This is a genomic window from Pseudobdellovibrionaceae bacterium (assembly GCA_019637875.1).
In the GTDB taxonomy this organism is placed as follows: Bacteria; Bdellovibrionota; Bdellovibrionia; order Bdellovibrionales; family Bdellovibrionaceae; genus JAHBUW01.
In genome coordinates, this window is sequence record JAHBUW010000020.1 from 24,870 (window position 1) to 49,548 (window position 24,679).

Below are 24,679 nucleotides of genomic sequence, written 5' to 3' on the forward strand. Positions count from 1 at the left end.
TCCGGGATGGATCTCATGAGCGATCCGACGCAATTCGAGTCTCGCAAAAAAGAGCACCTCAAAATCGCGTTGTCCCCGGAATCCCAAACCCCGCATCTGGCGGGGTTCGATCGGGTCCGGCTGGCCCACGAAGCTTTGCCGGACCTTGATTTCTCGAAGGTCGACATCTCGTCGACATTTCTTAAAGACTCTCTGAAAACTCCGTTTCTCGTCAGCAGCATGACCGCCGGTCATGGCGACGCCGTCGCGCTCAACGCGATGATGGCGAGGGTCGCCGAGGCGCGCGGTTGGATGATGGGCGTGGGCTCGCAGCGCCGCGAGCTTTTCGATGCCGCCGCGAAGGCCGAGTGGCGCGAAGTGCGTAAAGCGGCGCCCCGGGCGGTGCTCTTGGGGAATCTCGGGATCGCGCAGGTGATCCAGACTCCGGTGAAGGTCATTCGCGAGCTCGTCGACAATCTTGAGGCGCAGGCGTTTTTCGTGCATCTGAATCCGCTGCAGGAATGCCTGCAACCCGAAGGGAACACCGACTTCACGGGTTCTTTCACGGCGCTCGCGAAACTCGTGAAAGAGATCGGCGTGCCGGTCGTCATCAAAGAAACGGGCTGCGGTTTTTCCGAGAAGACTTTGCGCCGTCTGAACGAAACGGGCGCCTTGGCGATCGACGTGGCCGGCACCGGTGGCACCCACTGGGGTCGCGTGGAAGGACTGCGTAGCCCGAATGGGGGGCTTCTGCGCCAGGCGGCCGAGACCTACCGCGATTGGGGCTACTCGACGCTTGAGTCGCTCTCCTGTGCGAAAAAACAAAATCTAAAAGCCGAGATTTGGGCATCGGGCGGCGTGCGTTCCGGCCTGGATGCGGCGAAACTCTTGGCCATGGGCGCGCAAAAAGTCGGGTTCGCAAAACCCGTCCTTGAAGCGGCGCTGAAGGGCGAGCGTGACCTCGATGAAACGATGGCGCGCTTTGAGTTTGAACTGAAAGTGGCGATGTTCTGCAGCGGCCACGGCTCGCTTCAAGAATTTCAAAACGCGGGAGTGTGGGAATGGATCTGACCCCCATAGACAATGAACTCAACGAGTACAAAGACCTGGGCAAGGACTTCAGCGAGTCGTTCAAAGGTTTCTCGAAACTGAACCGCGAAGACCGACTGCGCGAGCTCTACAAGATGGGCGTTCTGAGCGCGGACGACGTGCGCTTTCTGGATCGCGGCGGTTTGCAAGACCCCGCGCTCGGCGAAAAGTTCATCGAGAACGTCATCGGTTACTTCCAGCTGCCTTTGGGCGTGGTGACCAACTTCCGCATCGACGGCGAGGATCTGGTGATCCCGCTCGCGGTCGAAGAGACCTCCATCGTCGCCGCGGCCTCGAAAACCGCGAAGTGGATCCGTGAGTCGGGCCGCATCGAAACCTCGCAGATCGGTCAGACCATCATCGGCCAGATCCAGATCGCGAAAGTGAAGGACCTGGCGAAGCTCCGTCAGGTGATCGCGGCCCGCAAACAAGAGATGATCGACAACTCGAACCGTGAGGTCGCCTTCGGGCTGGTCCGTCGCGGCGGGGGCGTCAAAGACGTGACCCTGCGCGAGCTTCAGCGTCCCGACGGTCTGACCATGGCCGTGATCCACGTCCAGATGGATGCGGTGGACGCCATGGGCGCGAACATCATGAATCAGGTCTGCGAATACCTGAAACATCCGATTCAAGAGTGGACCGGTGAAACGGTCACGATGTGCATTCTTTCGAACCTTGTGGATACGAAGCTCACCCGCGCGCGCGTGGTGATCGATAAAATCGACCCCGAGCTCGCCGAAAAAATCGAAGAGGCTTCGATCTTCGCGGAAATCGATCCGTACCGCGCGGCGACCGGGAACAAAGGCGTCTTGAACGGCATGGACCCGATTTTGATCGCGACCGGCAACGACTGGCGTGCGGTCGAAGCGGGCGTGCACGCTTACGCGTCCCGCGACGGTCAGTACCGTTCGATCACGAAGTGGCGCCGTCAGGGCACGTCGCTCGTGGGTGAACTTATCGCGCCGATCATCGTCGGCACCGTGGGGGGCGTCACCACGCTTCATCCGACCGCGAAGCTTTCGCTGCGGATGATGGGCTCGCCCTCGGCCGCACGGCTTTCGCAGATCATCGCGAGCGTCGGGCTGGTTCAGAATTTGGGTGCGCTGAAAGCGCTCACGACCGTCGGGATCATCGAAGGTCACATGAAGCTGCATATCAAAAACCTCTCTTTGGGCGCGGGTGCGGAAGAGAAAGAAATGCCGTCCATGGTCAGTCGTCTGGAAGAGATTCTGGCACTGAAAAAACGCATTTCGCTGTCGAACGCGATCGAAGTTTTGAAAGAGATCCGGGCCACGAAGCCCGTCATCACACCGCAGTAAGGGGGCGCGATGATGATCAGTCTGTCCGCTCCGGGAAAGACCTTCCTGTGCGGTGAATATCTGGCACTCAACGGCGGGCCTGCGGTTTTGATCGCGAGTGAGCCGCGTTTTCGTTTGGAGGTCCGTGCGGGAACGGGCCAGCATCCATTTCATCCCGACAGCCCCGCGGGCCGTTATCTAGCGGCGAACGCGGCGGCCTTCGCCAGCTACGATTTGAAATTCATCGATCCCTACAAGACGGGAGGCTTCGGCGGCTCCACGGCCGAGTTTCTGCTCGTCCGCGCCCTTCATCAGTTCGGGGCCGGCGTGATGACCGAGCATCAGCTGGATCTGGACGTGCGCGCGGCGTGGAACGAGTACCGTGAGCTGCATGCGGGCGCCGCCCTTCCGCCGAGCGGGGCGGATCTGGTGGGGCAGGCCTGCGGCTTGGTGACGGCGTTTGAGCGCCGCACGGGGAAGATTCAGGTTTTCACTTGGCCCTTCCAGAATCTGGGCTTCGTTCTTTTCAAAACCGCGATCAAACTTCCCACGCATACTCATCTGCAGGACTTTGCGAAAGCTGAGGTCGCGGAAAGTCTGGAAGTGCTGGAGCCTGCCTGCCAACGGGTTTGGGATGGTCTGCGCAAATCCAGCGAAGGTCAGTTCTTGATCGGCCTCAATGAAGTGACTCGTCATCTTGAAAATCTGGGTTTGCAATCCGATGAGGTGCGTCCGCGCACCAAGGCGCTGCGCCAGGTTCCGGGGATTCGCGCGGCGAAGGGTTGCGGCGCCATGGGCGCGGACGTCGTGCTGGTCGTTTTTGATCAGCGCGAGATCCGTCGTCACGAAGTGCTCGAGGCCGGACGCGCGCAGGACCTGGTCCCCGTGGCCACCGAAAATGAACTGGGGTTGGGACTCGAAAAAGACCCCGCGCAAAAACCGAAGGAGATCCATCCGTGAAAGTCGTCGCGACGGCCCCCAGCAACATCGCCTTGATCAAGTACATGGGGAAAACCGATACGCTGGACAACTTGCCCGCGAACTCCTCGCTGTCGTGGACGCTGGAGTCTTTGCGTTCGACCGTGGAGATGGAATACGTCGAGGGACTGAGCGCCGATGAATGGGCGCCGTTGGATGGGGAAAAACTCGAACTCAGTGAAACGGGCCGCGCGAAATTTCTGAAGCACGTCGCGCGCGTGAAGGCCGAAGCCGGGGTCACCGGGAATTTCCGCGTGCGCTCGGCGAACAACTTTCCCTCGGACTGCGGGATCGCCTCGTCGGCTTCGAGTTTCGCGGCCTTGACGAAGGCTTGTTATCAGATCTTTGAGGCCCTGGATACGAACTACCAAGCCCCTTCGGTACGTGAGCAGGCCGAGATGTCGCGGAAGGGCTCGGGCTCGAGCTGCCGCTCGTTCTTCGCCCCTTGGGCGATGTGGACCCGCGAAGGCGTGCGTCCCCTGGAACTTCCCGTGCAGCGGATGGTCCACCAGGTCGCGATCTTGAATACCGCGAAGAAGGAAGTCTCTTCTTCGGATGCGCACAAACGTTGCGTGACGAGCCTTTTGTTTAAGGGACGTCCCCAGCGCGCGGAAGAACGTCTGGCGGAGTTCATGCAGGCTTTGCGCAAGAACGACTGGCCGCGCGCCTTCGACATCACCTGGGCGGAATTCCAAGACATGCACGCCCTGTTCGAGACCTCGCAGCCCGCTTTCGGTTACTGGCATCCCGACAGTGTGAAGGTGCTGGCTTTAACTCGTGAGTATTGGCGCGAGCAAAAAGATGGCCCCTTGGTCACCATGGATGCGGGTGCGAACGTGCATCTTCTGTGGCGTGCGGACCAGGCCGCGAAAGCCGAGGCGTTCGGCTCGCATTTGGCCGAGGACTATCGCCTTCTTTCGACGGCGGCGGATGGTGCCTTCAAGGACTCGCGCGCGTGAGTTTTAAGTTCAAACACGAATTCGAAACGACCACGACCGGCAAGTGGATCATGATCGGCGAGCACGCGGTTTTGCGTGGATCGCCGGCTTTGGTTTTTCCGCTGTCGTCGGCGACCATGCATTTTCGTTTCACGCCGAATGCCAAAGGCGACATCTCGCTGAAGTTGTCCGGTCCCCATGGTCCGGAGCTGGAACTTCTGTTCTGGGGCGTTTTGGAAAAGGCCTGCGCGATGACGGGTCTTCACCGCAGTGAACTTTCGGGTGAGCTCGAGATCGAAAGCCGCATTCCCGTCGGTGCGGGGATGGGTGCCTCGGCGGCTTTTTGCGTGGCCGTGGCGCGTTGGTTCTCGGTCGAAGGTTACGTCGCCGAGTCCGAGATCGAAAACTTCGGCCGTCAGCTGGAGGATCTGTTCCACGGCGAGAGCTCGGGACTCGATATCGCGGTCGTGCACGGCGGAAAGCCTATCCGTTTCACGCGCGCGGGTGAGCGCAAGCCGCTTCATTTGCAGTGGAATCCGAAGTGCTATCTGTCCTACTCGGGCCAGCGTGGCGTCACGCGCGAATGCGTGAATCAGGTCAAAGACCTGGGGTTGAAAGATCCCGCGCGCGGCAAACAACTCGACGATCAGATGCGGGACGCGGTGGCGCTCGCGGAGTTCGCGCTGGGTCTTCCCGAGGCGGACGGACTCCCGCAGCTCGAGAAGGCTTTGGCGTCGGCGGCTTCGTGCTTTGAGCAGTGGGGACTCGTCGATCGCCTCTCCGAATCCAAAATGAAAGATCTGAAGGCGCGCGGCGCCCAGGTCGTGAAGCCCACGGGCTCGGGTGGCGGCGGCTATCTTTTGTCGCTGTGGAAAGAGGCTCCCGCTCCGGCCGACGATCTCATCGCCTGCTTCCGTTAGTTCCGTTCTTCACTTCGGTGCGGCGAACATGTCATCCACTTGGACTTTGACGCAGTCGCGACACCCAAGGGTAGATGCTACCTTTTTTCGCGGGAGCTGATTTCGTAAAGCGCGATCGAGGTCGCGACCGCGGCGTTGAGCGACTCGACCCCGTGCGTGGGGATCGTCAGTCGCGGGAGTTTTGTGAGCTCCGGGATGCCGGGGCCTTCTTCGCCGCAAACCAGATAGAGATTTTCGGGGAGTTGAGCTTGGCGCAGATTTTCGCCTTCGGTGTCGAGTACGAAGACCTGTTTTGCGAAGGGCGACGAGGCCCAGGCGTTCAGGCATTCGGAGAGTTTCGGTAGACGGGCGATCTCGAGATCGAGCGTCGCGCCTGCCGAGGCTTTCAGCGCCTTCGGCAGATAGGGCGACGCCGCGTCCGCCGTGAGCAGAAGCCGCCGCACGCCGAAGGCGCGCGCGCTGCGGGCGATGGCGCCCAGGTTCCGCGGGTCGCCGACGGGGCAGACGAGTTCGAAGCCCTTGGGCGCGGTCGAAGTGTCCTCGGTGCGGATTTCGGGAGTCCTCATAAGGAGCAGCGGGCCGTGGGTGCCCAACTCATCCAACTCTTCAAAAAGATGATCGGCGAGTTCGATCTCGGTGATGTCGAGGTGCGGCCGGCTCAGGCCGGCGGGCCAGGTGAAGCCGTGCTGGCCGCCCGCGCTTTTCGGCAAGAGGATCGAGCGGACGAGGTTCGCGCCGGGGCCTGCGAGTCGCTCGGCAATGAGCTTGCGGCCGCTCAGGATCAGCTCACCTTCGGCTTTGATGCCCTTGCTGCTCAGGAGCGACGCCAGTCGTTTGAAGGTCGCGTTGGCGGGGCTTTCGATTTCGAGTTTGCGGCGCGGACGTTCCATATGCGGCGATTATCCCAGGTGAGTTTTGAATTTCGCAAGCCAGCGGGCGTCGGCGCGCAGCTCATCCGAAGTTTCGCCCATCCAGGGTTCGTCGTCGGGGTTCGGGAAGTCGTGGGCTTTGATCTTCTCAAAGACGACGAGGCGGCGGGGGAGGCCCGACTCGGGCAGTTCGTACTCGATGTCTTCGACGAGTTTGTAGTGTTCGGCGAGTTCGGTTTGCGCTTGGGCGACCTCGGGGCCGACGTTCGGTCCCTTCATGAAGTAGACGCGGCCCCCGGTGGACAGGCAGTTGCGCACGTTGCGGAGCGTGTTCCCGACGTCTTCCACGGCGCGGGTGATGACGCCGTTCACGGGGTAGAAGGTCCACTCGTTGACGTTGCGGCCCAGGATCGGAAGCTGTTTGAGTTCCAGGTCTTCGCGGACTTCCTTCAGGAACTCCACGCGCTTTTGCACGCCCTCGGCGAGGACGATTTTTTCGTCCGGGAATTGGATTTTCAGCGGGATGCCGGGAAGTCCGGGGCCGGTTCCCAGATCCATCAGGGGGAACTTCAGCTTTGTGAGCCGGGCGACCATGAGGCAGTCCACGAAATGTTTGAGGCCCACCTCACGCAGGGTGAGGAGCCGGGTCATATTGACCTCGTTCTGCTTCAGCATCAGGAGTCGGTAGTACTGCGCGAGCTGGCGGCGCTTCGCGTGGGGGAAGTCCCCGAGCCCGTGGTTGCGGAACAGATCGTAGAGGCGGTCGTTGGCCTCTTCGAGTTCGAAGATCTGGTCGGCGCGTCGGTGGGAGCCTCGCGCACCGCTCGGGTGCTGGCCTCGCGTGCCGCTCGGGTGGGAGCCTCGCGCGCCACTGGTGCGGGGGCTGCCGCCGGGGCCTTGATCCGAGCCCGCGCCGGTGTCCGTCGGGCGGGCATAGGTCTTTCCGGTCAGGGCGGGATGACGTCCTTTCGGGCGGTCGACGGGTGCGCTTTTGCTGCTTGCCGCGGACGCGTTGTGGGCCGATTTACTTCCGGCGCCGGAAGTAGATTCTGGGCGCGAGCCCTCAGTTCCTTGGAGCTGACGCGAATTTGGGCGGGCAGAGCCGACCGAATCGGCGGCGCCCGACGGTCCCAGTCCTTTACCGGCCTTCTGGCGGCGGGTTTTGTAGGGCGAGATGTTGGTTTTGTTTTTGTGCGCCATGCGTTGTGTTGCTCATTCGAAATTCTTCAATGATACTTGCAAGCTATGTCACAAAGTGAAAGTGGGCAAACAAAAGCCATGACCCTTCAAGCCGCCGCGGAATTCCTTCAAACCCTGAAATCGGAGGCGAGCTCGGCGTTTGAGAAGGCCGACAGCCGTAAATCCCTGTACGAATTCAAAGTCGAATTCCTGGGGAAAACCGGCAAACTCACGACCATCATGAAAGAGATGGCGGCCCTGCCGAAGGAAGAAAAACCCGCCTTCGGGAAAACCGTCAACGAGGTCAAAAGCGCCCTGGAGGAGCTGTACTCCCGCCGCGAGCAGGAGCTCGGTCAGAAAGAGATCGAGGCCCGCATGCTGGCGGAGGAGGTCGACCTGTCCCTGACGGCCGGCCCCGGCACCGCCGGCACCGAACACCCCGTGCAGAAGGTCATGAACGAGATCGTCTCGATCCTGTCGCGGGTCGGATACTCCTTGAAGCTCGGCCCCGCGGTCGAAAAAGACTACTACAACTTCGAAGCCCTGAACCTGCCGGCGGATCACCCCGCGCGCGATATGCAGGACACTTTCTTCGTGGATGACACCCACGTCCTGCGTACCCACACGAGCCCCGTCTGGTCGCGCGCGCTCGAGAAAGAGAAGCCCCCCTTCCGCATCCTGGGTGGGGGAGCGGTCTTCCGTGTCGATTCGGACATCTCGCACTTACCGCACTTCCATCAGTTCGAAGGCGTCTGCGTGGACGAGAAGGTCTCGATGGCCGATCTGAAAGGCACGATCACGTTCTTCGTGCGCGAGTTCTTCGGGCCGGGTCTGAAAACCCGTTTCCGTCCCAGCTACTTCCCGTTCACCGAGCCTTCGGCCGAGGTCGACTGCACCTGCCCCGTTTGTCGCGGGAACGGCTGTCAGATGTGCAAACAGTCGGGCTGGATCGAGATCGGCGGCTGCGGACTCATTCACCCGAAGGTTTTTGAGAAAGCGAACCTCGAATATCCGAAGTGGCAGGGCTTCGCTTGGGGCTTCGGCGTCGAGCGCATGGCCATCATCAAGTACGGGATCGACGACATCCGCCTGATTCCCGAAAACGACGTCCGCTTCCTGGGTCAGTTCCCCTCTTAAGGCGCAAAGGCAATCGAGTATGAAAATCAGTTTGAAATGGCTCTGTGATTTCGTCGACGTCAGCGACTACCTGAAAAAGCCCGAACCGCTCGCGGAGATTCTGACCCGCGCGGGCCTCGAGGTCGAGGACATCCAAAACCGCGCGAAGGACTACGCCTTCGTCGTGACGGGGATCATCCTCAAAAAAGAACAGCATCCCAACGCGGATAAACTCAGCGTCTGCCAGGTCATGACCGGCGAGGGCATCGTGCACCAGATCGTCTGCGGCGCGAAGAACCACAAAGAGAACGACAAGGTCGTGGCGGCGCTTCCGGGCGCGATCCTGCCGGGAAATTTCGCGATCCAAAAGACCGTGCTTCGCGGAGTCGACTCGGGCGGAATGCTCTGTTCGACGAAAGAGCTCGGCGTCGCGGGTGAAGACAGCGGCATCATGATCCTGCCCGCCGACACGCCCATCGGTTTGCCCTTCGCGCAGTACGCGGGTCTTGAGGACGTGACCTTCGAGCTGAAGGTCACGCCGAACCGCGCGGACTGTCTGAGTCACTTCGGGCTTTCGCGCGAGATCGCGTGCCTGCTCGGTCGCGAGCTCAAACGCAAATCGCCAATGTTCGCGCAGTCCGCGGCCTCGACGAAAGAAAAGATCGCGCTCGAAGTCCAAGACACGAAGGCCTGCCCCCGTTACGCGGGCCGCTTCATCGCGGGCGTGAAGATCGGCGCGACCCCCGCGTGGCTGAAGGCCCGTCTGGAGTCGGTCGGCATGAAGTCGATCAACAACGTGGTCGACGTCACGAATTACGTGATGATGGAGCTGGGACAACCGCTGCACGCCTTCGACGCGAATGAAATCAAAGGCAAAAAGATCATCGTCCGTAAAAGCGAAAAGGGCGAAGCCTTCAAGACCCTCGACGGCACCGAGCTGAAGCTCACCGGCGACGAGCTCGTGATCGCGGATCAAGAGCGCGCGGTGGCCATGGCGGGCGTGATCGGGGGCCTGAACTCGGGCGTTTCCGACGCGACTCAGGATATCTTCCTGGAGAGCGCCTACTTCCAGCCCGCGACCGTGCGTCGCAGCTCGCGCCGCTTCGGGATCAATACCGACTCTTGCTACCGCTTCGTGCGCGGCGTGGATCCCGAAGGGACCCGTCAGGCACTGGACCGCGCGACCGAACTTCTGCTCGAAGTGGCGGGCGGTGAAGCTTACGGTGACAGCCATGACGTTTACCCCGAACCCGTGACGAAACAACCCGTCACGATCTCGACCCAGATGATCACGGACCGCCTGGGCTATCCGTGCGACGCGAAGGTCTTCGAGGACTGGATGCGCCGTCTGGGCTGCGACGTGAAAGCGCTCGGCGGGGATTCATTCGAGGTGCTGCCGCCGACTTTCCGCTTCGATCTGGAAATGCAGATGGATCTGGTGGAAGAGTACGCGCGCCTGAACGGTTACGATCATATCCCCGAGTCGTTCCCGGCCCTTCGCAAAGAGCCGCTCGCGAACGATCCGATGTGGAACGCCGTGGGCCGCATGGTGCAGGCGCTGCGCGCGCAGGGCTTCAGTCAAGCCTCGAATTACGCCTTCGTCGGCGAGAAGGGCGAGAAGACCTTCCTGGCGAACGAAACCCTGCTCACGCGCGCGGGTTTCGGTCTGCCGCTGAAGTCGGTGCGCCTGCGCAATCCGCTTTCGGAAGACTGGAACGTCATGCGTCGCACGCTGACCTACGGTCTTTACAAGAACGTGGTCCACAACTTCCATCAAGGCCAAGAATCAGGAATGCTCTTCGAGGTCGGTCCCTGCTTCGGCGAGGAAAAGCCCGGCGATTACCGTGAGGAGTATCGCGTGGCGGGAATCCTGTGGGGCGAGCCCGAGAACATGTGGGTCGTGAACAAAAAGGGCGCGGGTCTTTTCAAAATGAAGGCTGCTCTCGAGGCGATCTACCAAAACTTCTGGCTGCAGGGCTTCGGCCTCATGCAACCGAAAGAAAGAGGCGAGCTGCCGCAGTTCCTGCACCGCGGACAAGCGGGCTGGGTCATGCACCAGGCGCGCGCGGATGAAAAGTCCGGCGAGGCGACGAGCTTCGACGGTTATCTCGGCTCGATCCATCCTCAGCTTTTGGATGACGACAAGATCCGCGTCCCCGTGACGGTCTTCGAACTCACGATGCGTCCCTTCGCGACCGCGAAGGCGCCGCTGCAAACTTACCGCGGTTTCTCGCGCCAACCCGCGGTCACGCGCGATCTGTCGCTCGTGATGCCGAAGACGCTGGCGGTGGGGGATGTGATGTCCACCATGCGCGAAGCGGGGGGCGAGCTCCTGAAGAACGTGTCGGTCTTTGACGTCTTTGAAGGCGGCAACCTCGAGCCGGGGCAGAAGTCGGTTTCCTTCCGTTTGCGCTTCCAAGATAAGGCCTCCACTCTGCAAGATGAGGCCGTTCTGGGGCGAATGACGCAGGTTCTCGACTCGGTGAAACAAAAATGGGGTCTCGCGACGCGATAAACTTGATTGTTTTCAACATCTTGCTAGCCTGTTTATGAAGGGCGGAGTCAGGACTGGATTCCGCCTCAGTGAAGGAGAACACCATGGCGGGGCAGAACATCGGTAAATCGACCATGACCAAGGCGGACATCGTCGAGAAAGTCTACGAGAAGATCGGCTTCTCGAAGAAAGAGGCCTCCGAGCTTGTGGAATCCGTGTTTGAGAGCCTGAAGGGCGTCTTGATCAAAGGTGAAAAGGTCAAGATTTCGGGTTTCGGGAACTTCGTCGTGCGCGGCAAGAACGAGCGCGTCGGCCGTAACCCCCAAACCGGCGAGCAGATCACGATCAGCGCCCGCCGCGTTCTCACTTTCCGTCCGAGCCAGGTGCTCAAAGCCATGCTGAATGGCGAAGAGTTCGAGCACTTGAAAGACTCCGACGACGATGATGACGAGGATTAATCAGGATGAGTGGATCCGTTGAGTCGCAGCGCCAAATCCAGCTGACCTTTCAGGACAAATCGACCGACAAAAATCTTTCGGTCGAAGTCACACGTGAGTCGTGGCTGAACGAAGTCCAAGCCGAACTGCAAAACGCGGGCGGCGCCACCGCCGGTGGCGCAACCCATTCCGCCGCCACCGCCGGAGCTCCCGTCTGGGACGAGCCCGCACCGCGCGCGGAAGAACAGCCCGTTCCCACGCCGCAAGAGGCGTCGGGAGTTGAGGGGCAGGCCACCTCCAGCATCTCTTTTAAACATCTGAACGGGATCGCCGAGGGCTTCGCGGTCGTCGAAGAGGTCCCCGAAAAGTCGGCCGAGATCGCGCAAGCGGAACTCGCGATGGAGTCGATCGTGAATGAGGACGCGGAATTTAAGACCCCGGTGGATCACAGCCCGTCGGTGGATGACGTCCAAGTCCAAGTTTCCGATGTCACGCAGATCGATGCGAACGAGGCCTCATTGCAAGAGGAACTCGCGTCGGCCCCCGACAATGCGGTCATCGATCACGATGACGTGCACCCGCGCGAAGAGCTCGATTTCGGCGCAGAGCCGTTGCCCGAGCCTCTGACGGAAGCGTCGAGCATGATCACGACCCATCTGGGCTCGTTGACCTTGCCGGCGGCGCTTTGTGACGATCAGCTTTTGGAAGAGCTCGCGAGCATCCCCGAAAAAATGGGTTTCAAGATCGGCGAGGTCGCGGAATTGCTGGGGATCAAGCAGTACGTTCTGCGCTACTGGGAGACCGAGTTCGACGTGCTGAAGCCGAAGAAGGCCGCGAACAACCAACGCTACTACACTAAAAAAGACGTCGAGAACGTCTACCTGATCCGTAAACTCCTGCACCGCGACCGCTTCTCGATTGAGGGCGCGCGCGCGGCGCTGAAAGACCTGAAGTCCGTCGTCAAAAAAGAGAAGGACTGGAGCCAGGTCAACAACCGCGTGGAAGCGATGAACGAGCGTGTGGACCACTTGATCGTGGATCTGCGTAAGCTCCGTCAGCTCTTCGCAGACTAAGGAATCAAAACATGGCGACGATCGAAGTCACGGACGCGAATTTTTCGGAGCTGCTCGAAAAGCACGAGACGCTCTTTCTGGATTTCTGGGCGCCGTGGTGCGGACCCTGCCGTCAGTTCACGCCGATCTTCGAGCGTGTCGCCGAAAAACATCCGAACGTCGCGTTCGGTAAAGTGAACTCCGACGAGCAGCAGAAGCTTGCGGGCTATTTCGGCATCCGCTCGATCCCGACGCTGATCATTCTTCGGCAAAAGATCGTCATCGAACAGGCCAGCGGCGTGATTCCCGAGGACACCCTCGATGAAGCGGTCACGAAAGTGCTGGCGCTGGACATGGAAAAGATCGCGGCCGAAGTGGAAGCGGAAGACGCTTCCGGCGCGCCGAAAACCGAAGGCTGATTCGTCCATCTATTTCGATTTCAATTCGCGGCAGGCGGCAAGGCGCGCACCGAGCTCGGGCTTCGGACGCATGAGGAGCTGCGGCACGCCCCAACCCGTGGGCGGATTGAGCTGCACCATCGCCTCGTAGTCCTCCACCGACGCGCCGAAGGAATTCAGGATTGCGGGGCTGAGCGCGATCGGGCTTCCGGGTTCGGCGATGAGCCAGGCGCTGAGCAGAACTTCGCAATCCACACTTTTGATCGCGTAGGTGAGCATGTCGGTGGTGCCGGGATAGCCCCCGATCCACCACGGGATGCCCGGCGTTTTTCCTCCTAAAATGTAGGTCAGGCCCGGCGAGCGTCCGGTGAAATCCAAAATCCATGCTCCTTCGGCAAGACCCTCCTTCCGGGCGAGCGCGCGGCTTTGCTCGACGTAGTTCGCGAGATCGGCGGTCACGCGCAGTCGCCCGCCGAGATGTCCGAGATCAATTTCGCGATCGGCGAGATCGAGACTCGCGGTTTGGCGGTAGGGGACCGCGATGGCGAGATGGACGGTGACGCCGACGTAAACGAGGGCGAGCGCGACCACGGGCACGAAGGCTTCGACTTCACGTTTCGCGGGAAGGAGCGGGCGCATCAGCAAAAGGGCGCTCGCGATCCAGAAGAGCGCGTGCTGGCTTGCGGCCCCCCACGTGTTGTTGTTGGTGCCGAAGGCCGCGGCGAAAGGGAACAGCAAAAAGAGAAGTCCGGCGATCAGACTGACGCGAAGTTCGGGGAGCGGCCGTCCGCGAAGATGTTGAATGGCAAGCGCTAAAAGCGCCGCGACCGGTAGGGCGAGCGTCGGCATCAAGCGCAGATAGGCGAAGACCCCTTCTTTCGAGAACTCCGGTGCGCGCCCGGGCTGCGCCAAGATCAAAAACGCAATTCCGAAAAGGGTGACGCCCAGGCCGGCGAAAGCGGGAAGGCGCGAGCGCCCGTGCAAAGTCAGGAGCCACAAAACTCCGGCCAGTCCCATCGCGCCCATGACGATGTTTTCGATGGGCGTTGTCTGGAAGGCGTCCACGCGAAAAAGATCGCCCAGACTGTGATTCGAGCCGAGAAGGCGCATGATGGTCGCGCCTTCGGGAAGCCGGTGGGCGTAGACCGTGACCGAGCCGTCGATGTAGAGCGCGAAAAGGACGAGTCCCACGAGCGCGCTTGCGCCCGCGATCAGAAAAGGCAAAAGGGCGCGGCGGCGTTCCGTGATGAAAAAAACGAGGGCCATAAGCCCCAGCGCCGCGGCCGCCGTCGGCTTCGCTTGAAACGCGAGAACGCCTCCGGCGCCCATCAGCAGTCCGCCGACGACGCGCGCGGGGGTTCCGGCGGAGCGAATCAGGTCAAACGAAATCCCGATCAAGAGCGCGGCCTGCATGATGAGCGAGTTGTAGCTCGGGGTCGGGATCCACGAAGCGGGGAACGCGAACGCGGTGCCCGCCAAGCCCACCGCGAGAAGTCCGTGGAGCCAAGGACGTTCACGCGGACTCAGGTTGCGAAAAAGACAAAACCCGAAGGCCACGGACAAGAAAAAGGTGATCAGAAAATTAATCTGCCGCAGAAGCTCAATGCTGCCGTCCAGGAGTTGGTAAAGGCCGTGGTAAACGAATCCGAACTGCGTCGCCGAGGCGGTATAGACCCAAGGGTCACGTAACCACAAGAGATAGAAGCCCTCGTCGGTGAGTTCCAGTCCCGCACCGCTCACGTCGAGCACGGTCCACAGAAGATAAAATCCTCCGAGGGCAAGAGTCGCGGCGCCCGCGATCCGGATCCAGCGCGCAGAGGGCTGATCGTTCATCGTAACCTCAGCACAGAGTAGCGGCCTTTTTCTTCGATGATTTCAAAAGGCGTTTGGGTTTTCGCGCGCATGAAGTACTCGCCCAGTTCGCGGCAGGCGGGCTGCGCGAGCAGCGACCAGTTCAGGATCACGACGTCGACGCGCGCGGTTTTCAACGCCGTCGTCAATTCCCGCGTGAGCTGCGCGAAATTTTCCGGCGAGGCATTCGCGCGCGTGTAGTCGATCTGCGGCGTGGGGCCGCAGTCCAAGGCCAAGAAGACGGGATGGGTATTGATGTAGGCGAGCGTCTCTTCCGTCATCAGCGTGTAGCTGACGTAGCCGTTGATGAGCTTGCGTCCGTGAAAGCCCTGCAGGAAATTTTGCGTCGGATCGGCCATCAGTGCGAGGGGGAGTTGCACGGCGTAGCCGGTTCCGGCCTCGGTCCGCAGTTGCGTCAGCCCCGCTTCGGGAATGAGGGGGCGGTAGTCTTCGACGTAGGCGCGAATCGACCGGGGCGAGAAAAGACCTACGCCCGCCATCGTCAACGCGACGAGAGCAAGGCTCGCTACGGTTGCGACCCCGCGTTTGAACTGACGTCGCGACCACCATCCGTCCAATCCCAGAAACGCGAGCGCGGTGACGAGGCCGATCGCGACCGTCGCGTAACGACCCGGCGTGCGGGATGCGGAAAACGGCGGCAGCGATGAAAGCCAATTGAAGGCGGGATTGTCGAAGAGCACCACGTTTCCGAAACGAATCTGCGAGCCCAAAGACAATACGAAATAAATGCCCGCGAGGGGGAGAAACCACTTCAAATAGGGCCGCAAACGCGCGCGCTCAATGACGACGAAGGGGAGCAGCAGAAGCACCACGAACTCGAAGGAGTTCAAATTCTCGAGCAGCCCCTGTTGCACGGGATAGAGTTCACCCAGAAGCGACGTGCTCTGCTGAAACACCGGCGAGAAAGGGCCGGGGATCAGATACGACAACAGATCCGAATTGAAGATGGCGCGTCCCGCCTCGGAGAGGTCCTGGCGTAGGTTGGATTCACGCGCGGCACGGATGAGGGGGGCCATGAAAAAAGCGGCCAAAGCCAACGCGGCGGGAAGCAGGGCGAGCGTGCGGAGTAAGAGTTGGCGGCGTGCGGGATGAATCCCGAGCTGCCTTAGAATGAGTACGATGAATAAAATAGCGAAGGTCGGGAGAGTCTGGATCGAGGTCAGGAAAACCAATGTTGCCAGAAGGCCGCGGGGCAAAAGCTTTCGCCAGTCCAGAGGAAGTGGATCCCAGAGAAGGAGCCAGAGTGCGAAACCGCCCCACGCGAGTGGAAAAAGATTGTAATGTCCCAGGGATCGCACCTGGATGAAGGCGCCGAATGAGATTGCCATGACGAAGGCGACGGCCGGACCCCAATTTTGCAGATATCGGCGCGCCCACAAGATCAGAACGGCCCAAAGAAAAATCCACTGCAGGGCCGCGTAGAAGTGAAATCGGGCGGTCGGATTTTTCGTGGGCCAAAGGCAAGCGAGTCCACTCATCAGTGGACTATCGTTCATTAAGCCGGCCGCGACCCCCTTGGGCGCGAAAAGATAGTCGAGGCGGTTTTCGCCGAACCCGGGGAAAGAGTCGCAATGGCTGGCTAGCAAGCGACTGTGCGCGACGGCGTCCTGGCCAAAAAGACCCACGTGATGGCCCGGCTCGATCAGCGAGCTCAGAAAAAATACGGCTCCCGCAACCGCGAGTGCCCAGGCGAGTTTCGGCCTCAAGTTGATCCTCCGCAACTCATTCTCCAAAAATGCGTTGGGCTTGTCCACGGGATTTCCTTGGCGTTTGTCGAGGGCTTCGGTGAGAATACCGAGTATCTATGTCCGCGAGATTCGCTTTCGTCATTCCGGTCTACAATGAGGAGCCACGCATCGCCGTGCTTCTGGAGGAGCTTTTGCCCTTCGTGCGCTCGCGTCCCGGAAGTTTGGTTGTCGTATCGGACAATGCGAGTTCGGACGGCACCGTGGCCCAAGTGCGCGCGAGGATGAATCCCGACAATGCCCACTGCTTGCATTTGATCGAAGCTCCCGCGAAGGGGCAGGGCGTCGCCTATGAGCGGGGAATGGCGCATATCCAGTCACTCGGCGTGTCCGCCGACACCTGGGTGGTTTTAAGTGCGGCCGATCTGCCCTTTTATTTTTCGGATGCGTTGGGAGTTGAAACTTGGGGTGAAGGTTATGACCTCGTTATCGGCTCCAAAGCGCATCCCCGCAGTCGTATCGCGCGGGGGCCGCTGCGCGGGATCTTGTCGCGCATCTTTTTGTGGATCCGGATTCTTCTTCTGAATATGCGCAGCCGCGATCCTCAGGGTTGTCTTTTCATTCGCGCGCGGCATTTGGGTTTGCGCACGCGCTGTGAAGCACGAAATTATTTTTTCGCGACTCAACTGGTTTATGAAATCGAGCGCGAGGGATTGAAGGTTCTAGAGGTTCCGGTCATCTTGCGTCCCGATGATCGCCCATCGAAGGTGCGGGTCGTTCGCGATTCCTTGGAGATCCTACGTCAGACGTGGGCATTTTCCCGCCGCCGGGGACGGATCCGGTCGCGGACGGCGACGGCCTGGGCACCGGGCGAGCCCCAAGGCCCCGACTGGCGCAGTTAGCGGAAAATCTCCGTAAATCAATTACACCACGTTGCGTTTTTCCCCGTCATTGCCGTGAGCTGAGGCGGCGGGATGTCATTTTGGGAGAGCCGAGCCTGTTCCATGCTGGCCGCCTGATTGCTCTAAGGGATCTCGCCTTTATCCCCTGTGAACTGTTAGGAGGTTCCAATGATGAAACGTATGATGATGATTGGCGCGGCTCTGCTTCTGACCGCCGCTTGTAACCGCAACACCGACCCCGTGTCGAACGTCGTCGAGGCGTCGGAAGATCCGGGCCTGCAACAAAAGAACTTCACTTCGAAGTGCTCGATCACACCGATCGACGCGATCGTGAGCGGAATTCTGACCGGTGGTGACGCCGCGATGAAATCGACTTCGACCGTTTACCGTTTCCAAGGTGAGGGCTTGACCCGCACCACGAATATCTACGAATCGTCGGATTGCTCGGGTGAAGTCGCGCTCGTTTTCACCGAGACCGGGAAGTTCGACATCTTGGACGATAACCAAACTCCCGAAGGCGCGCGCCTCGTGAACTTCGGTTACGAGAAAGTCACTTTGAAAGTGCAAAACGCGAAAGGCGTGGAAGCGGCGAACGCGCTCTCGCTGTGCGGAACGAACAACTGGGTCGACAATCAAGAAGCGGACGTCACGACCCGTGCGGCCGACCTGACTTGCTACAATGCGACGGTCCCGCGCCTGGTCGCGAACATCTACAAGCTTGAAGGCAGTATCCTTTATCTGGGAACTCCGTCGAAAGACGGCGTTGGCGAGGCTTCGCGCCCCACGAGCCTTGACCGCAATCAAGCTTACATCGAGCGCTAATCGGGTGGTCGGTCATGGGACCGAATTCGGCCCGCTCGCGCAAAACTCTGAGCGATGACCGACACTCCCATGTTTCGTTTGATGTCGCCGCCGGGCAAACTCCGGCGGCTTTTTTTTAAGGAGATCCCCCCATGAGTCGTAAAACCCTCGCCCTTTGGGCCACGATCATGATCATCGTCTTTACGGTCACGATCATCGTTTATCCGCTGATCTACAATCCGCAGAACATCGACCGCGTTTTGCCCGCGCCCGGCCAAGAGGTGCCGCTGCCGAGTGGGCCCATCGGTCCCGGCTCGCCGCCGGCGCTGCCGCCCGCGAAATAGTTTGCCCCGACGCGATTCCTTTGGCGAAGTGGACTTCGATGACCACGAGCCCACTCCTTCGTCGCTATCTTTTGGTGGATGCCTGCTTCGCCTTGGCGGGCGGGCTTCTTTACGTTTTTCTTTTCAATTTCTTGATCACGACCTTAGGGCTTCCCGAGGAGCTGGCGCGATTTCAGCTGACCGCGAACTGGGTCTACGCGGGCATGGGATTTTTCTTTTTCTTTCGACGACCGGAACAGACCGCGCGTGCGCTGGCGTTGATCGCGCGGATGAACCTCGCTTACAGCGGGGTTTGTGGGTTGGCGGGGGTGTGGCTGCTGGCGACGACCCGGCCTTGGGGGACCGCGCTTTTGTTCGCCGAGGGGCTCGGGATCGCGGGGCTCGCGTTGATGGAACGACGGGCACTCGCGCGCGAAATGCCGTAAGCCTCAGCAAAGACGTTAATTGCGGCGCGTTATTTCATGGAAATCTCAGTCTTTCCTCAGGGTCGGAGCGTTGATTTCGCGGCTGATTTTGAATAGGTTGATCGCTCTTCAGTTTGTGAAGATGTCGGCGTGTGGCGCAGTCTGGTAGCGCACTTGCTTGGGGTGCAAGGGGTCGTCGGTTCAAATCCGGCCACGCCGACCAACTTTGATTCTGAAAATAAAAAGCCCGTACGGAGTGATCCGCACGGGCTTTTCCTTTTTCAGCGGTCTTCCGCCTCAAGGCGCGCCACGGAAATAAGTCGCATCCTCTTTCGCACCGACCAGGTTGTCTTTCTTGTCCCGGGCGTCCACGTCCGTCGTCAGCGCGGCTTTCAGCTCCGGCGCGCAGCGCTCACGCAAAATCGAATCGATGGTACCGATCGCGACCTGCAAAATGGTCGAGCCGGTCATGACGTGTTTGTTCAGGATCAAATCCACGTTCGGGTTCGCGGCTTCGAGGCTCGCGCGGTAATGGCCTTCGGTTTCGCAACCGAGTACGCCGAAGGCTTTGATCTTGCGGCTGGCGCGAAGGGCGTCGGTGCTGCCGCGCAAAGGGTTGCGGAAGACGATATTGAGCGCGTCGTTCACGAGATTCGCCGGGAAAAATCCCATGCCGCCGCCGTAACGGGCGTGGCCCAGGTACAGGACGACGTCGGACTCTCGAATCGCTTGGTTGAATTTCTGACGGATGCGGTGGCTGGCCGCTTCTTGCTGGGTGGCGAGCTCGCCGGAGTTCCGGTTATCGTCGATGGTGAGCGCCGAGTAACGCAGATCGACCGTGACCGAACGACCGCCGGGCAACGACTTGCGCAAACGGTAGGCCTGCACCGCTTGGTGCGTGAGTTTGAAGCCGCAGGCCGTAATGCCGGGCATGCAGGGCTCACGCAAAACGTGCATGAAAGCCTCGGCCTCGTAGGGATCGAAGGCGTAAGGCTCGAAATTCGAGTAGCCGAAATACAGGTCGATCGTCAGGTCCTTCACCGCGCGGAATTTACGGTAGTCGGCGGGACAAGTGCGGGGATTCAGCGAGCGCAACTTATCGAGGTGCTCGAAGAGCGACTCGGCCGTTTCGCCGACCGAGGGCGGCTCGGCGGGGGGCTGCGCGGTGGCGAAAGCGGGGGAGGTCATCGTCAGACCGGTTAAGAAAAGCGCGCTTGAGAGCAGGAATTTCGTATTCACGGGTCCCATCCTTTGGTTGATCTGAAGAAGCCCATTGCGAACTCCATTCCGTGCCTGACGGGCCGTAGGACCCCTCTTTGGCTGAACCCGTCTGTTCACGGGATGGACACCCCGGGTAGTCCCTTCATTTTGCCGGGTCGCGCGGGCTTGCGGGGGGCGAAACGTCACCGTAAACTTCGGGTATGCAAACCGGAACCGTTTCGCAAGTCGTTGGCCGCACGCCGCTGATCAAAATCCATTCGCTGTCGGAGATGACCGGCTGCGAGATCTTCGGCAAAGCCGAGCACCTCAATCCCGGAGGCAGCGTGAAGGATCGCGCCGCACGCGGGATCATCGACGAAGCCGAAAAAAACGGTGAGCTTCGTCCCGGTGGTCTGATCGTCGAAGGTACGGCGGGCAACACGGGCATCGGCCTTGCGACCATCGCGGCCCAGCGCGGTTACCGCACGGTCATCGTGATGCCGGACAACCAGGCGCGCGAAAAGTATGACACGATCAAAGCTCTGGGCGCCGAGCTGATCACGGTGCCGCCCACCGCGTTCGCGAACGAAGGGCACTTCTACCACACCGCCAAACGCGTGGCGGGGGAGCGGCCGGGCGCTTTCTGGGCCAATCAGTTCGAAAATCTGGCGAACTTTCGCGCGCACTACGCGACGACGGGACCCGAATTATGGGAGCAGACTCAAGGACGTTTGGACGCGTTCATCGCCGCCGCCGGCACGGGGGGAACCATCGCGGGCGTTTCGCGTTACCTGAAAGAGAAAAACCCGAAAGTCCACGTGCGGCTGGCCGACTGCGAAGGTTCGGGGCTGGATAGCTATCTGCGCACGGGGCAGATGACGTCCGTGGGGACTTCGATCTCGGAAGGCATCGGCATCATGCGTTTGACCGCGAATTTCAAAGAGGCGCGCATCGACGACTCCGTACGCGTCACCGATCAAGAGATGCTGGCGATGATCTATCACGTCGCCGCGCGCGACGGACTTTTGGTTGGCACCTCGGCCGCCATCAATTTGTTCGCCTGCTACCAATACGCTTTGAAGAATCGCGGTGCGCGGATCGTGACCGTCATTTGCGATTCGGCGCTTCGTTATCAGTCGAAGGTCTTTAATCCGGCGTTCCTGAGTGAAAAAGGGCTCACGGTCACGTCGATCTCGGGCTAGCTCCCGTCGCCTCGACGTTGGTCGGGAAGCGCGTCTCCTTGCCGCTTCGGCGCGGGGAGCGTAGGCTTGGCGAATGGATTTGTTCGTTACGCGTCTGCAAGCGACCCACGCCCCTCTGGAGCTGACCCCCAACGGTGGTTTGGAAATCAATCAATTCGGTCCCCAATTTATCGAAGTAAGCTTGGCGGCCCCCATCGCCGTCGGCACGCTCGTCAATCTGACGTTGGAGTTGCGCGGTGGCGCGCGCCAGCCCAGTTTGGACGCCGTAGGGAAAGTGACCAGCGTCACGGGAACGCGCGCGCACGTGCAGCTGCGCCAGTTCGACAACGATGTTTGGAAAGACATTCTGGAAAAGCTCGACACGCGCCAAGAGCACGCCGACAAGATTTTCAAGAAGGTGAAGGGCGAGTCGTGAGCATCGAGAACGTCAAAGCATTCTTGGGGGACGGCGTATGCCTGCTGGTCGAACCCTCGCCCAGCTTCTCGGCCAGTTTGCAGAGTCTGCTCGCCGAAATCGGCGTGCCGCTTTCGCAAGTCATTGTCAGCCGCAAGTACGAAGACGCCCTGAAGGTCGTCGCGGACCGCAAACCGCGGCTTCTCGTCACCGAATACGACCTGCCGAATGGCGCGGGACTTTCGCTGATCGAGCAGCTTGAGCAGTTAAGCGAAGAGTCGCAGCGGATCGCGATCATCGTGACGAAAAACTCTTCGGATTCGGCCGTGGCCGAAGCCGCCGAGGGCGCGGTCGACGCGTTCATTTTGAAACCGTTTTCGACCGAAGTGTTTCGCGCGAAACTTCTGGAGTGCCTGGCCCGCAAAACGCAGCCTTCGGATTACCAGAAGCAGTTAAGCGCCGGTCGCGCGCTTTTCAACGAGCAGAAATATCCCGAATCGCTGAAGGCCTTCCAGCGGGCGAAACCGCTGGATCCGAAGCCGAGCCTCGCCTGCTTCGGCGAGGGGCAAAGCTACGAAAGACTCGAAGACGATGAAAAGGCGCTCGCGGCCTACCGCGAGGGGCGTAAACTGACGCCGCTTCACTACAAATGCCTGGTCGGCGAGTTCGATCTGCTGATGAAACTGAAACGTTTCGATGAAGCCTACCAAGGCGTGCCGGAGCTTCGGGACAATTACCCGATCCCGCCCGGGCGTTTGGGGGATCTGTTCACGGCGGCGGTTTTCACCTATCACTTCGACGATTTGCACCGCTACCATGAAGTGTATCTGAACTTCGACATGCGCTCGCCTTACCTCGTGAAGATGATGTCCGTCGGCTTCATGACGGCGGGGCGCTTCTATTTGCAGCGTCAGGAAGTCGCGCCCGCCTTGAAGTTCTTCGAGATGGGGATGAGCGTGCGCGGCCGCGAGATTACCTACCTCGAGTCGATCTTCGATGAACTCATGCGCGCGGGCGCCGTGAAGGAAGCCGACACCGTACTGAACCGAGTGCTGCCCGCGGACGTCGGCACCAAGCTCTACAACCAAATGCGCTTCCGGATGGAGCAAAGACGACTACCGGTCGATCAGTGGGTCGAGCGGGGACGTCGCTTGATTCAATCGGGGGAAGCGAACGCCGAGATTTACCGTCTGGTCGTCGAGGGGCTCACGAAAATGGGGCGCGCGACTTTGGCCGAAAGCGTGATCGCGCAAGCCGTGAAGGAAGATCCCGAGCTGCGGGTGCCGCTGTACGCGATCCTTGAGGGGAAAACCACGGAAGGTCAGGGCGAGTAAGTGCGCGATCACTATCTGCGTTTTCGGTCGCAAGCCTTGTCCGCACGCCACGCGCGGTTACTGAAGGTTCGGAGCGGGGTCGCCGCCGCGATGGTGGTTTTGATCGGCCTCGCCATTTTCGAGGTGGAAGCTCGTTACACCTTGATCGTCAGCTTCTTTCTTTTCGTCGTTTTTTTGATCTTGGTTTCGATTCACCGTCGGGTGCGCGGCATGCGTGAGCTTTACGCCACGCGCGCGCGGTTGGCCGCTCGGCAGTTGGCGCTCAAGAAACTAGACTGGGACGGTTTACCCGCCGTCGAGGCGACCGAAACATCGGACATGAATGAAAAGGCGTTCATTCACGATCTAAATCTGATCGGCGAGAGATCTCTCTTGCGCTTATTGGATCAAACCTTCAGTGACCGCGGGCGCCGTGTCTTGTGGGAGCGTTTGACGCTTTCGCGGCCCGGTCTGGCCGAGATCGAACGCCGACAATCGCTGACCCGCGAACTGCTGGCCGCGCGGGGATTGCGTTGGGGTTTGCTGACACGTCTGACCGCCCTGAATACCGAAACCGAGAAGGGTTTTCGGACCGAGCGTCTTCGTGAGCTTGCCGCCGATTCGTTTTCTCAAATCAAAGGCGTCGGGATTCTGATTCCTTTGATTCTGGTGCAGATGTTGATGCTGGTGGGATTGGGGTTCGCGGCGCTCGGGCAGGGACGGCCGTGGATGTCGATTCCGCTTTTGCTGGTGATCGGGGCGAACCTTTACCTGCGGGGGCGGGTGGACACGGGCAAAGCTTACCGTTGGTCGCTCTCGGCGGGACTGGAACTCGGGCGTTTTCGTGAGGCGGTTTATATTCTGGAGCGCTTCGCGAAAACTTCGAAACCCGTTCTGGGGAACACGTTAGCTCCGTTTCGCAATGATCTTTCGGCGAGCTCACGACTTCGTCGTTTAGAATCCTACGGCGGGTACTTGGGCGTGCGGCAGAACTTCATCGTGCAAATCCTGGTGAATTTAATTTGGCCGTGGGATTTGTGGTGGACGCAAAAACTCGACGGCGTGCGGGAAGAGATCCGCACCTCTCTTCCGAAGTGGATCGAAGCATTGGCGGAAGTCGAGGCGGGCGTCGCGATCGCGCAGTATTCTGAGGCCTTGGTCGCGGGCAGTTGGCCGGAGTTTAGGACTTCCGGTCCCGCCATCGTCGCGCGGGGTTTACGTCATCCACTCTTGGCTCCGGACGTGGCGATCGGCAACGATTTAGAACTGGATGAAACGACCCGGACGCTTCTTTTGACCGGTTCGAATATGTCGGGCAAATCGACGTTTTTAAGAACCGTCGGCGCAAACTTCCTGTTGGCGCGCGCGGGGGCCCGCGTACCGGCGAAGGAGTTGATCGCCTGGGATCTGGAAATCCTGACCTCGCTGAGCGCGGCGGACTCTTTACAAGAGGGGCTTTCCAGTTTTTACGCCGAGGTCGTCCGTTTGAAATCGATTTTGCAGCGAGCCGAGGGCGGCGCTCCCGTACTCTTTCTGATCGACGAGATCTTCCGTGGCACCAATAACCGCGAACGTTTGGCGGGCAGCCGCGCCTATATCGAGGCGCTCGTCCGCACGGGCGCCCGTGGAATCGTGAGCTCCCATGATCTGGAGCTCGCGCATCTGGAAGAACTCGGGGTCGGCGTCGTGAACGCGCATTTCCGTGAAACGATCGCGCAAGGGAAAATGTCTTTCACCTACCGTTTGCAAAAGGGACCCTGCCCGACGACGAACGCGTTGGAAGTCATGCGCGGTGCGGGCTTACCCGTTTCTTAG

Annotated in this window: 23 protein-coding genes and 1 tRNA gene; 19 read left to right on the forward strand and 5 right to left on the reverse strand. The window is 60.3% G+C overall.

The genetic code is table 11. The features are described 5' to 3' along the window. The first annotated feature begins 15 nt into the window (after nucleotides 1–15). Genes fni through KF767_18240 form a run of 5 tightly spaced genes read left to right on the forward strand, consistent with a single transcriptional unit; the run spans nucleotide 16 to nucleotide 5,202 of the window. Complete coding sequence (gene fni, locus KF767_18220; protein MBX3019829.1) at nucleotides 16–1,050, forward strand: type 2 isopentenyl-diphosphate Delta-isomerase; 1,035 nt, start codon at nucleotides 16–18, stop codon at nucleotides 1,048–1,050. Beyond that, a complete protein-coding gene (locus tag KF767_18225; protein ID MBX3019830.1) occupies nucleotides 1,041–2,387 on the forward strand; it encodes a hydroxymethylglutaryl-CoA reductase, degradative in 1,347 nt (448 codons plus the stop codon). The genes fni and KF767_18225 overlap by 10 nt, the downstream gene beginning before the upstream one ends. Nucleotides 2,388–2,396: 9 nt before the next feature. Continuing rightward, nucleotides 2,397–3,326: a hypothetical protein gene (locus KF767_18230; protein MBX3019831.1), complete on the forward strand. Its 930-nt coding sequence runs from the start codon at nucleotides 2,397–2,399 to the stop codon at nucleotides 3,324–3,326. Between the two features lie 44 nt (nucleotides 3,327–3,370). Then, entirely contained in the window at nucleotides 3,371–4,303 is a 933-nt protein-coding gene (locus KF767_18235) for a diphosphomevalonate decarboxylase (protein MBX3019832.1), read from the forward strand. A 50-nt stretch (nucleotides 4,304–4,353) separates the two neighbouring features. Continuing rightward, nucleotides 4,354–5,202 carry a hypothetical protein gene (locus tag KF767_18240; protein ID MBX3019833.1) on the forward strand — a complete coding sequence of 283 codons (849 nt, stop codon included), beginning with the start codon at nucleotides 4,354–4,356 and terminating at the stop codon, nucleotides 5,200–5,202. Between the two features lie 77 nt (nucleotides 5,203–5,279). On the opposite strand, the gene KF767_18245 is transcribed toward KF767_18240, so the two are convergent. After that, the gene (locus KF767_18245) at nucleotides 5,280–6,092 is read right to left on the reverse strand and encodes an RNA methyltransferase (GenBank protein ID MBX3019834.1); all 813 of its coding nucleotides are present in this window, start codon (nucleotides 6,090–6,092) and stop codon (nucleotides 5,280–5,282) included. Nucleotides 6,093–6,101: 9 nt separating this feature from the next. After that, the gene (locus KF767_18250; protein ID MBX3019835.1) at nucleotides 6,102–7,271 is read right to left on the reverse strand and encodes a class I SAM-dependent methyltransferase; all 1,170 of its coding nucleotides are present in this window, start codon (nucleotides 7,269–7,271) and stop codon (nucleotides 6,102–6,104) included. Nucleotides 7,272–7,349: 78 nt separating this feature from the next. On the opposite strand from KF767_18250, the gene pheS reads away from it, so the two are divergent. From pheS to trxA, 5 genes are all read left to right on the forward strand, one after another. Further along, nucleotides 7,350–8,387, forward strand: a complete 1,038-nt coding sequence (gene pheS, locus KF767_18255) for a phenylalanine--tRNA ligase subunit alpha (protein MBX3019836.1) — start codon at nucleotides 7,350–7,352, stop codon at nucleotides 8,385–8,387. A gap of 19 nt (nucleotides 8,388–8,406) precedes the next feature. Further along, a complete protein-coding gene (gene pheT / locus KF767_18260; GenBank protein MBX3019837.1) occupies nucleotides 8,407–10,881 on the forward strand; it encodes a phenylalanine--tRNA ligase subunit beta in 2,475 nt (824 codons plus the stop codon). 83 nt (nucleotides 10,882–10,964) lie between these two features. Beyond that, nucleotides 10,965–11,318, forward strand: coding sequence for an integration host factor subunit alpha (locus KF767_18265; GenBank protein MBX3019838.1), 354 nt, complete (start codon nucleotides 10,965–10,967; stop codon nucleotides 11,316–11,318). 620 nt (nucleotides 11,319–11,938) lie between these two features. Further along, nucleotides 11,939–12,370, forward strand: a complete 432-nt coding sequence (locus tag KF767_18270; protein ID MBX3019839.1) for a MerR family transcriptional regulator — start codon at nucleotides 11,939–11,941, stop codon at nucleotides 12,368–12,370. Between the two features lie 11 nt (nucleotides 12,371–12,381). Beyond that, nucleotides 12,382–12,768, forward strand: a complete 387-nt coding sequence (trxA, locus tag KF767_18275; GenBank protein MBX3019840.1) for a thioredoxin — start codon at nucleotides 12,382–12,384, stop codon at nucleotides 12,766–12,768. A gap of 9 nt (nucleotides 12,769–12,777) precedes the next feature. Here the strand turns inward: trxA and KF767_18280 are convergent, their stop codons facing one another. Continuing rightward, a complete protein-coding gene (locus KF767_18280; protein MBX3019841.1) occupies nucleotides 12,778–14,580 on the reverse strand; it encodes a hypothetical protein in 1,803 nt (600 codons plus the stop codon). Then, nucleotides 14,577–16,325, reverse strand: coding sequence for a hypothetical protein (locus KF767_18285; protein ID MBX3019842.1), 1,749 nt, complete (start codon nucleotides 16,323–16,325; stop codon nucleotides 14,577–14,579). Before KF767_18285 ends, KF767_18280 begins: the two co-directional genes overlap by 4 nt. 98 nt (nucleotides 16,326–16,423) lie before the next feature. Here KF767_18285 and KF767_18290 point away from each other — a divergent pair, with 98 nt between their 5' ends. From KF767_18290 to KF767_18310, 5 genes are all read left to right on the forward strand, one after another. Continuing rightward, nucleotides 16,424–17,206, forward strand: a complete 783-nt coding sequence (locus KF767_18290) for a glycosyltransferase (GenBank protein MBX3019843.1) — start codon at nucleotides 16,424–16,426, stop codon at nucleotides 17,204–17,206. 168 nt (nucleotides 17,207–17,374) lie between these two features. Beyond that, nucleotides 17,375–18,028, forward strand: coding sequence for a hypothetical protein (locus KF767_18295; GenBank protein MBX3019844.1), 654 nt, complete (start codon nucleotides 17,375–17,377; stop codon nucleotides 18,026–18,028). A gap of 131 nt (nucleotides 18,029–18,159) precedes the next feature. Further along, complete coding sequence (locus tag KF767_18300) at nucleotides 18,160–18,351, forward strand: hypothetical protein (protein MBX3019845.1); 192 nt, start codon at nucleotides 18,160–18,162, stop codon at nucleotides 18,349–18,351. Between the two features lie 38 nt (nucleotides 18,352–18,389). Then, nucleotides 18,390–18,776, forward strand: a complete 387-nt coding sequence (locus tag KF767_18305) for a hypothetical protein (protein MBX3019846.1) — start codon at nucleotides 18,390–18,392, stop codon at nucleotides 18,774–18,776. A 125-nt stretch (nucleotides 18,777–18,901) separates the two neighbouring features. Beyond that, a tRNA-Pro gene (locus tag KF767_18310) sits at nucleotides 18,902–18,978 on the forward strand. 74 nt (nucleotides 18,979–19,052) lie between these two features. On the opposite strand, the gene KF767_18315 is transcribed toward KF767_18310, so the two are convergent. Beyond that, entirely contained in the window at nucleotides 19,053–19,994 is a 942-nt protein-coding gene (locus tag KF767_18315; protein MBX3019847.1) for a hypothetical protein, read from the reverse strand. Between the two features lie 182 nt (nucleotides 19,995–20,176). On the opposite strand from KF767_18315, the gene KF767_18320 reads away from it, so the two are divergent. The 4 genes from KF767_18320 to KF767_18335 all read left to right on the forward strand — a co-directional run bounded on the left by KF767_18320 (nucleotide 20,177) and on the right by KF767_18335 (nucleotide 24,679). Continuing rightward, the gene (locus KF767_18320) at nucleotides 20,177–21,157 is read left to right on the forward strand and encodes a cysteine synthase A (GenBank protein ID MBX3019848.1); all 981 of its coding nucleotides are present in this window, start codon (nucleotides 20,177–20,179) and stop codon (nucleotides 21,155–21,157) included. Between the two features lie 73 nt (nucleotides 21,158–21,230). Continuing rightward, the gene (locus KF767_18325; protein MBX3019849.1) at nucleotides 21,231–21,572 is read left to right on the forward strand and encodes a hypothetical protein; all 342 of its coding nucleotides are present in this window, start codon (nucleotides 21,231–21,233) and stop codon (nucleotides 21,570–21,572) included. Then, on the forward strand, nucleotides 21,569–22,885 hold the full coding sequence (locus KF767_18330) for a response regulator (protein ID MBX3019850.1): 1,317 nt from the start codon (nucleotides 21,569–21,571) through the stop codon (nucleotides 22,883–22,885). The genes KF767_18325 and KF767_18330 overlap by 4 nt, the downstream gene beginning before the upstream one ends. After that, complete coding sequence (locus KF767_18335) at nucleotides 22,886–24,679, forward strand: hypothetical protein (protein ID MBX3019851.1); 1,794 nt, start codon at nucleotides 22,886–22,888, stop codon at nucleotides 24,677–24,679.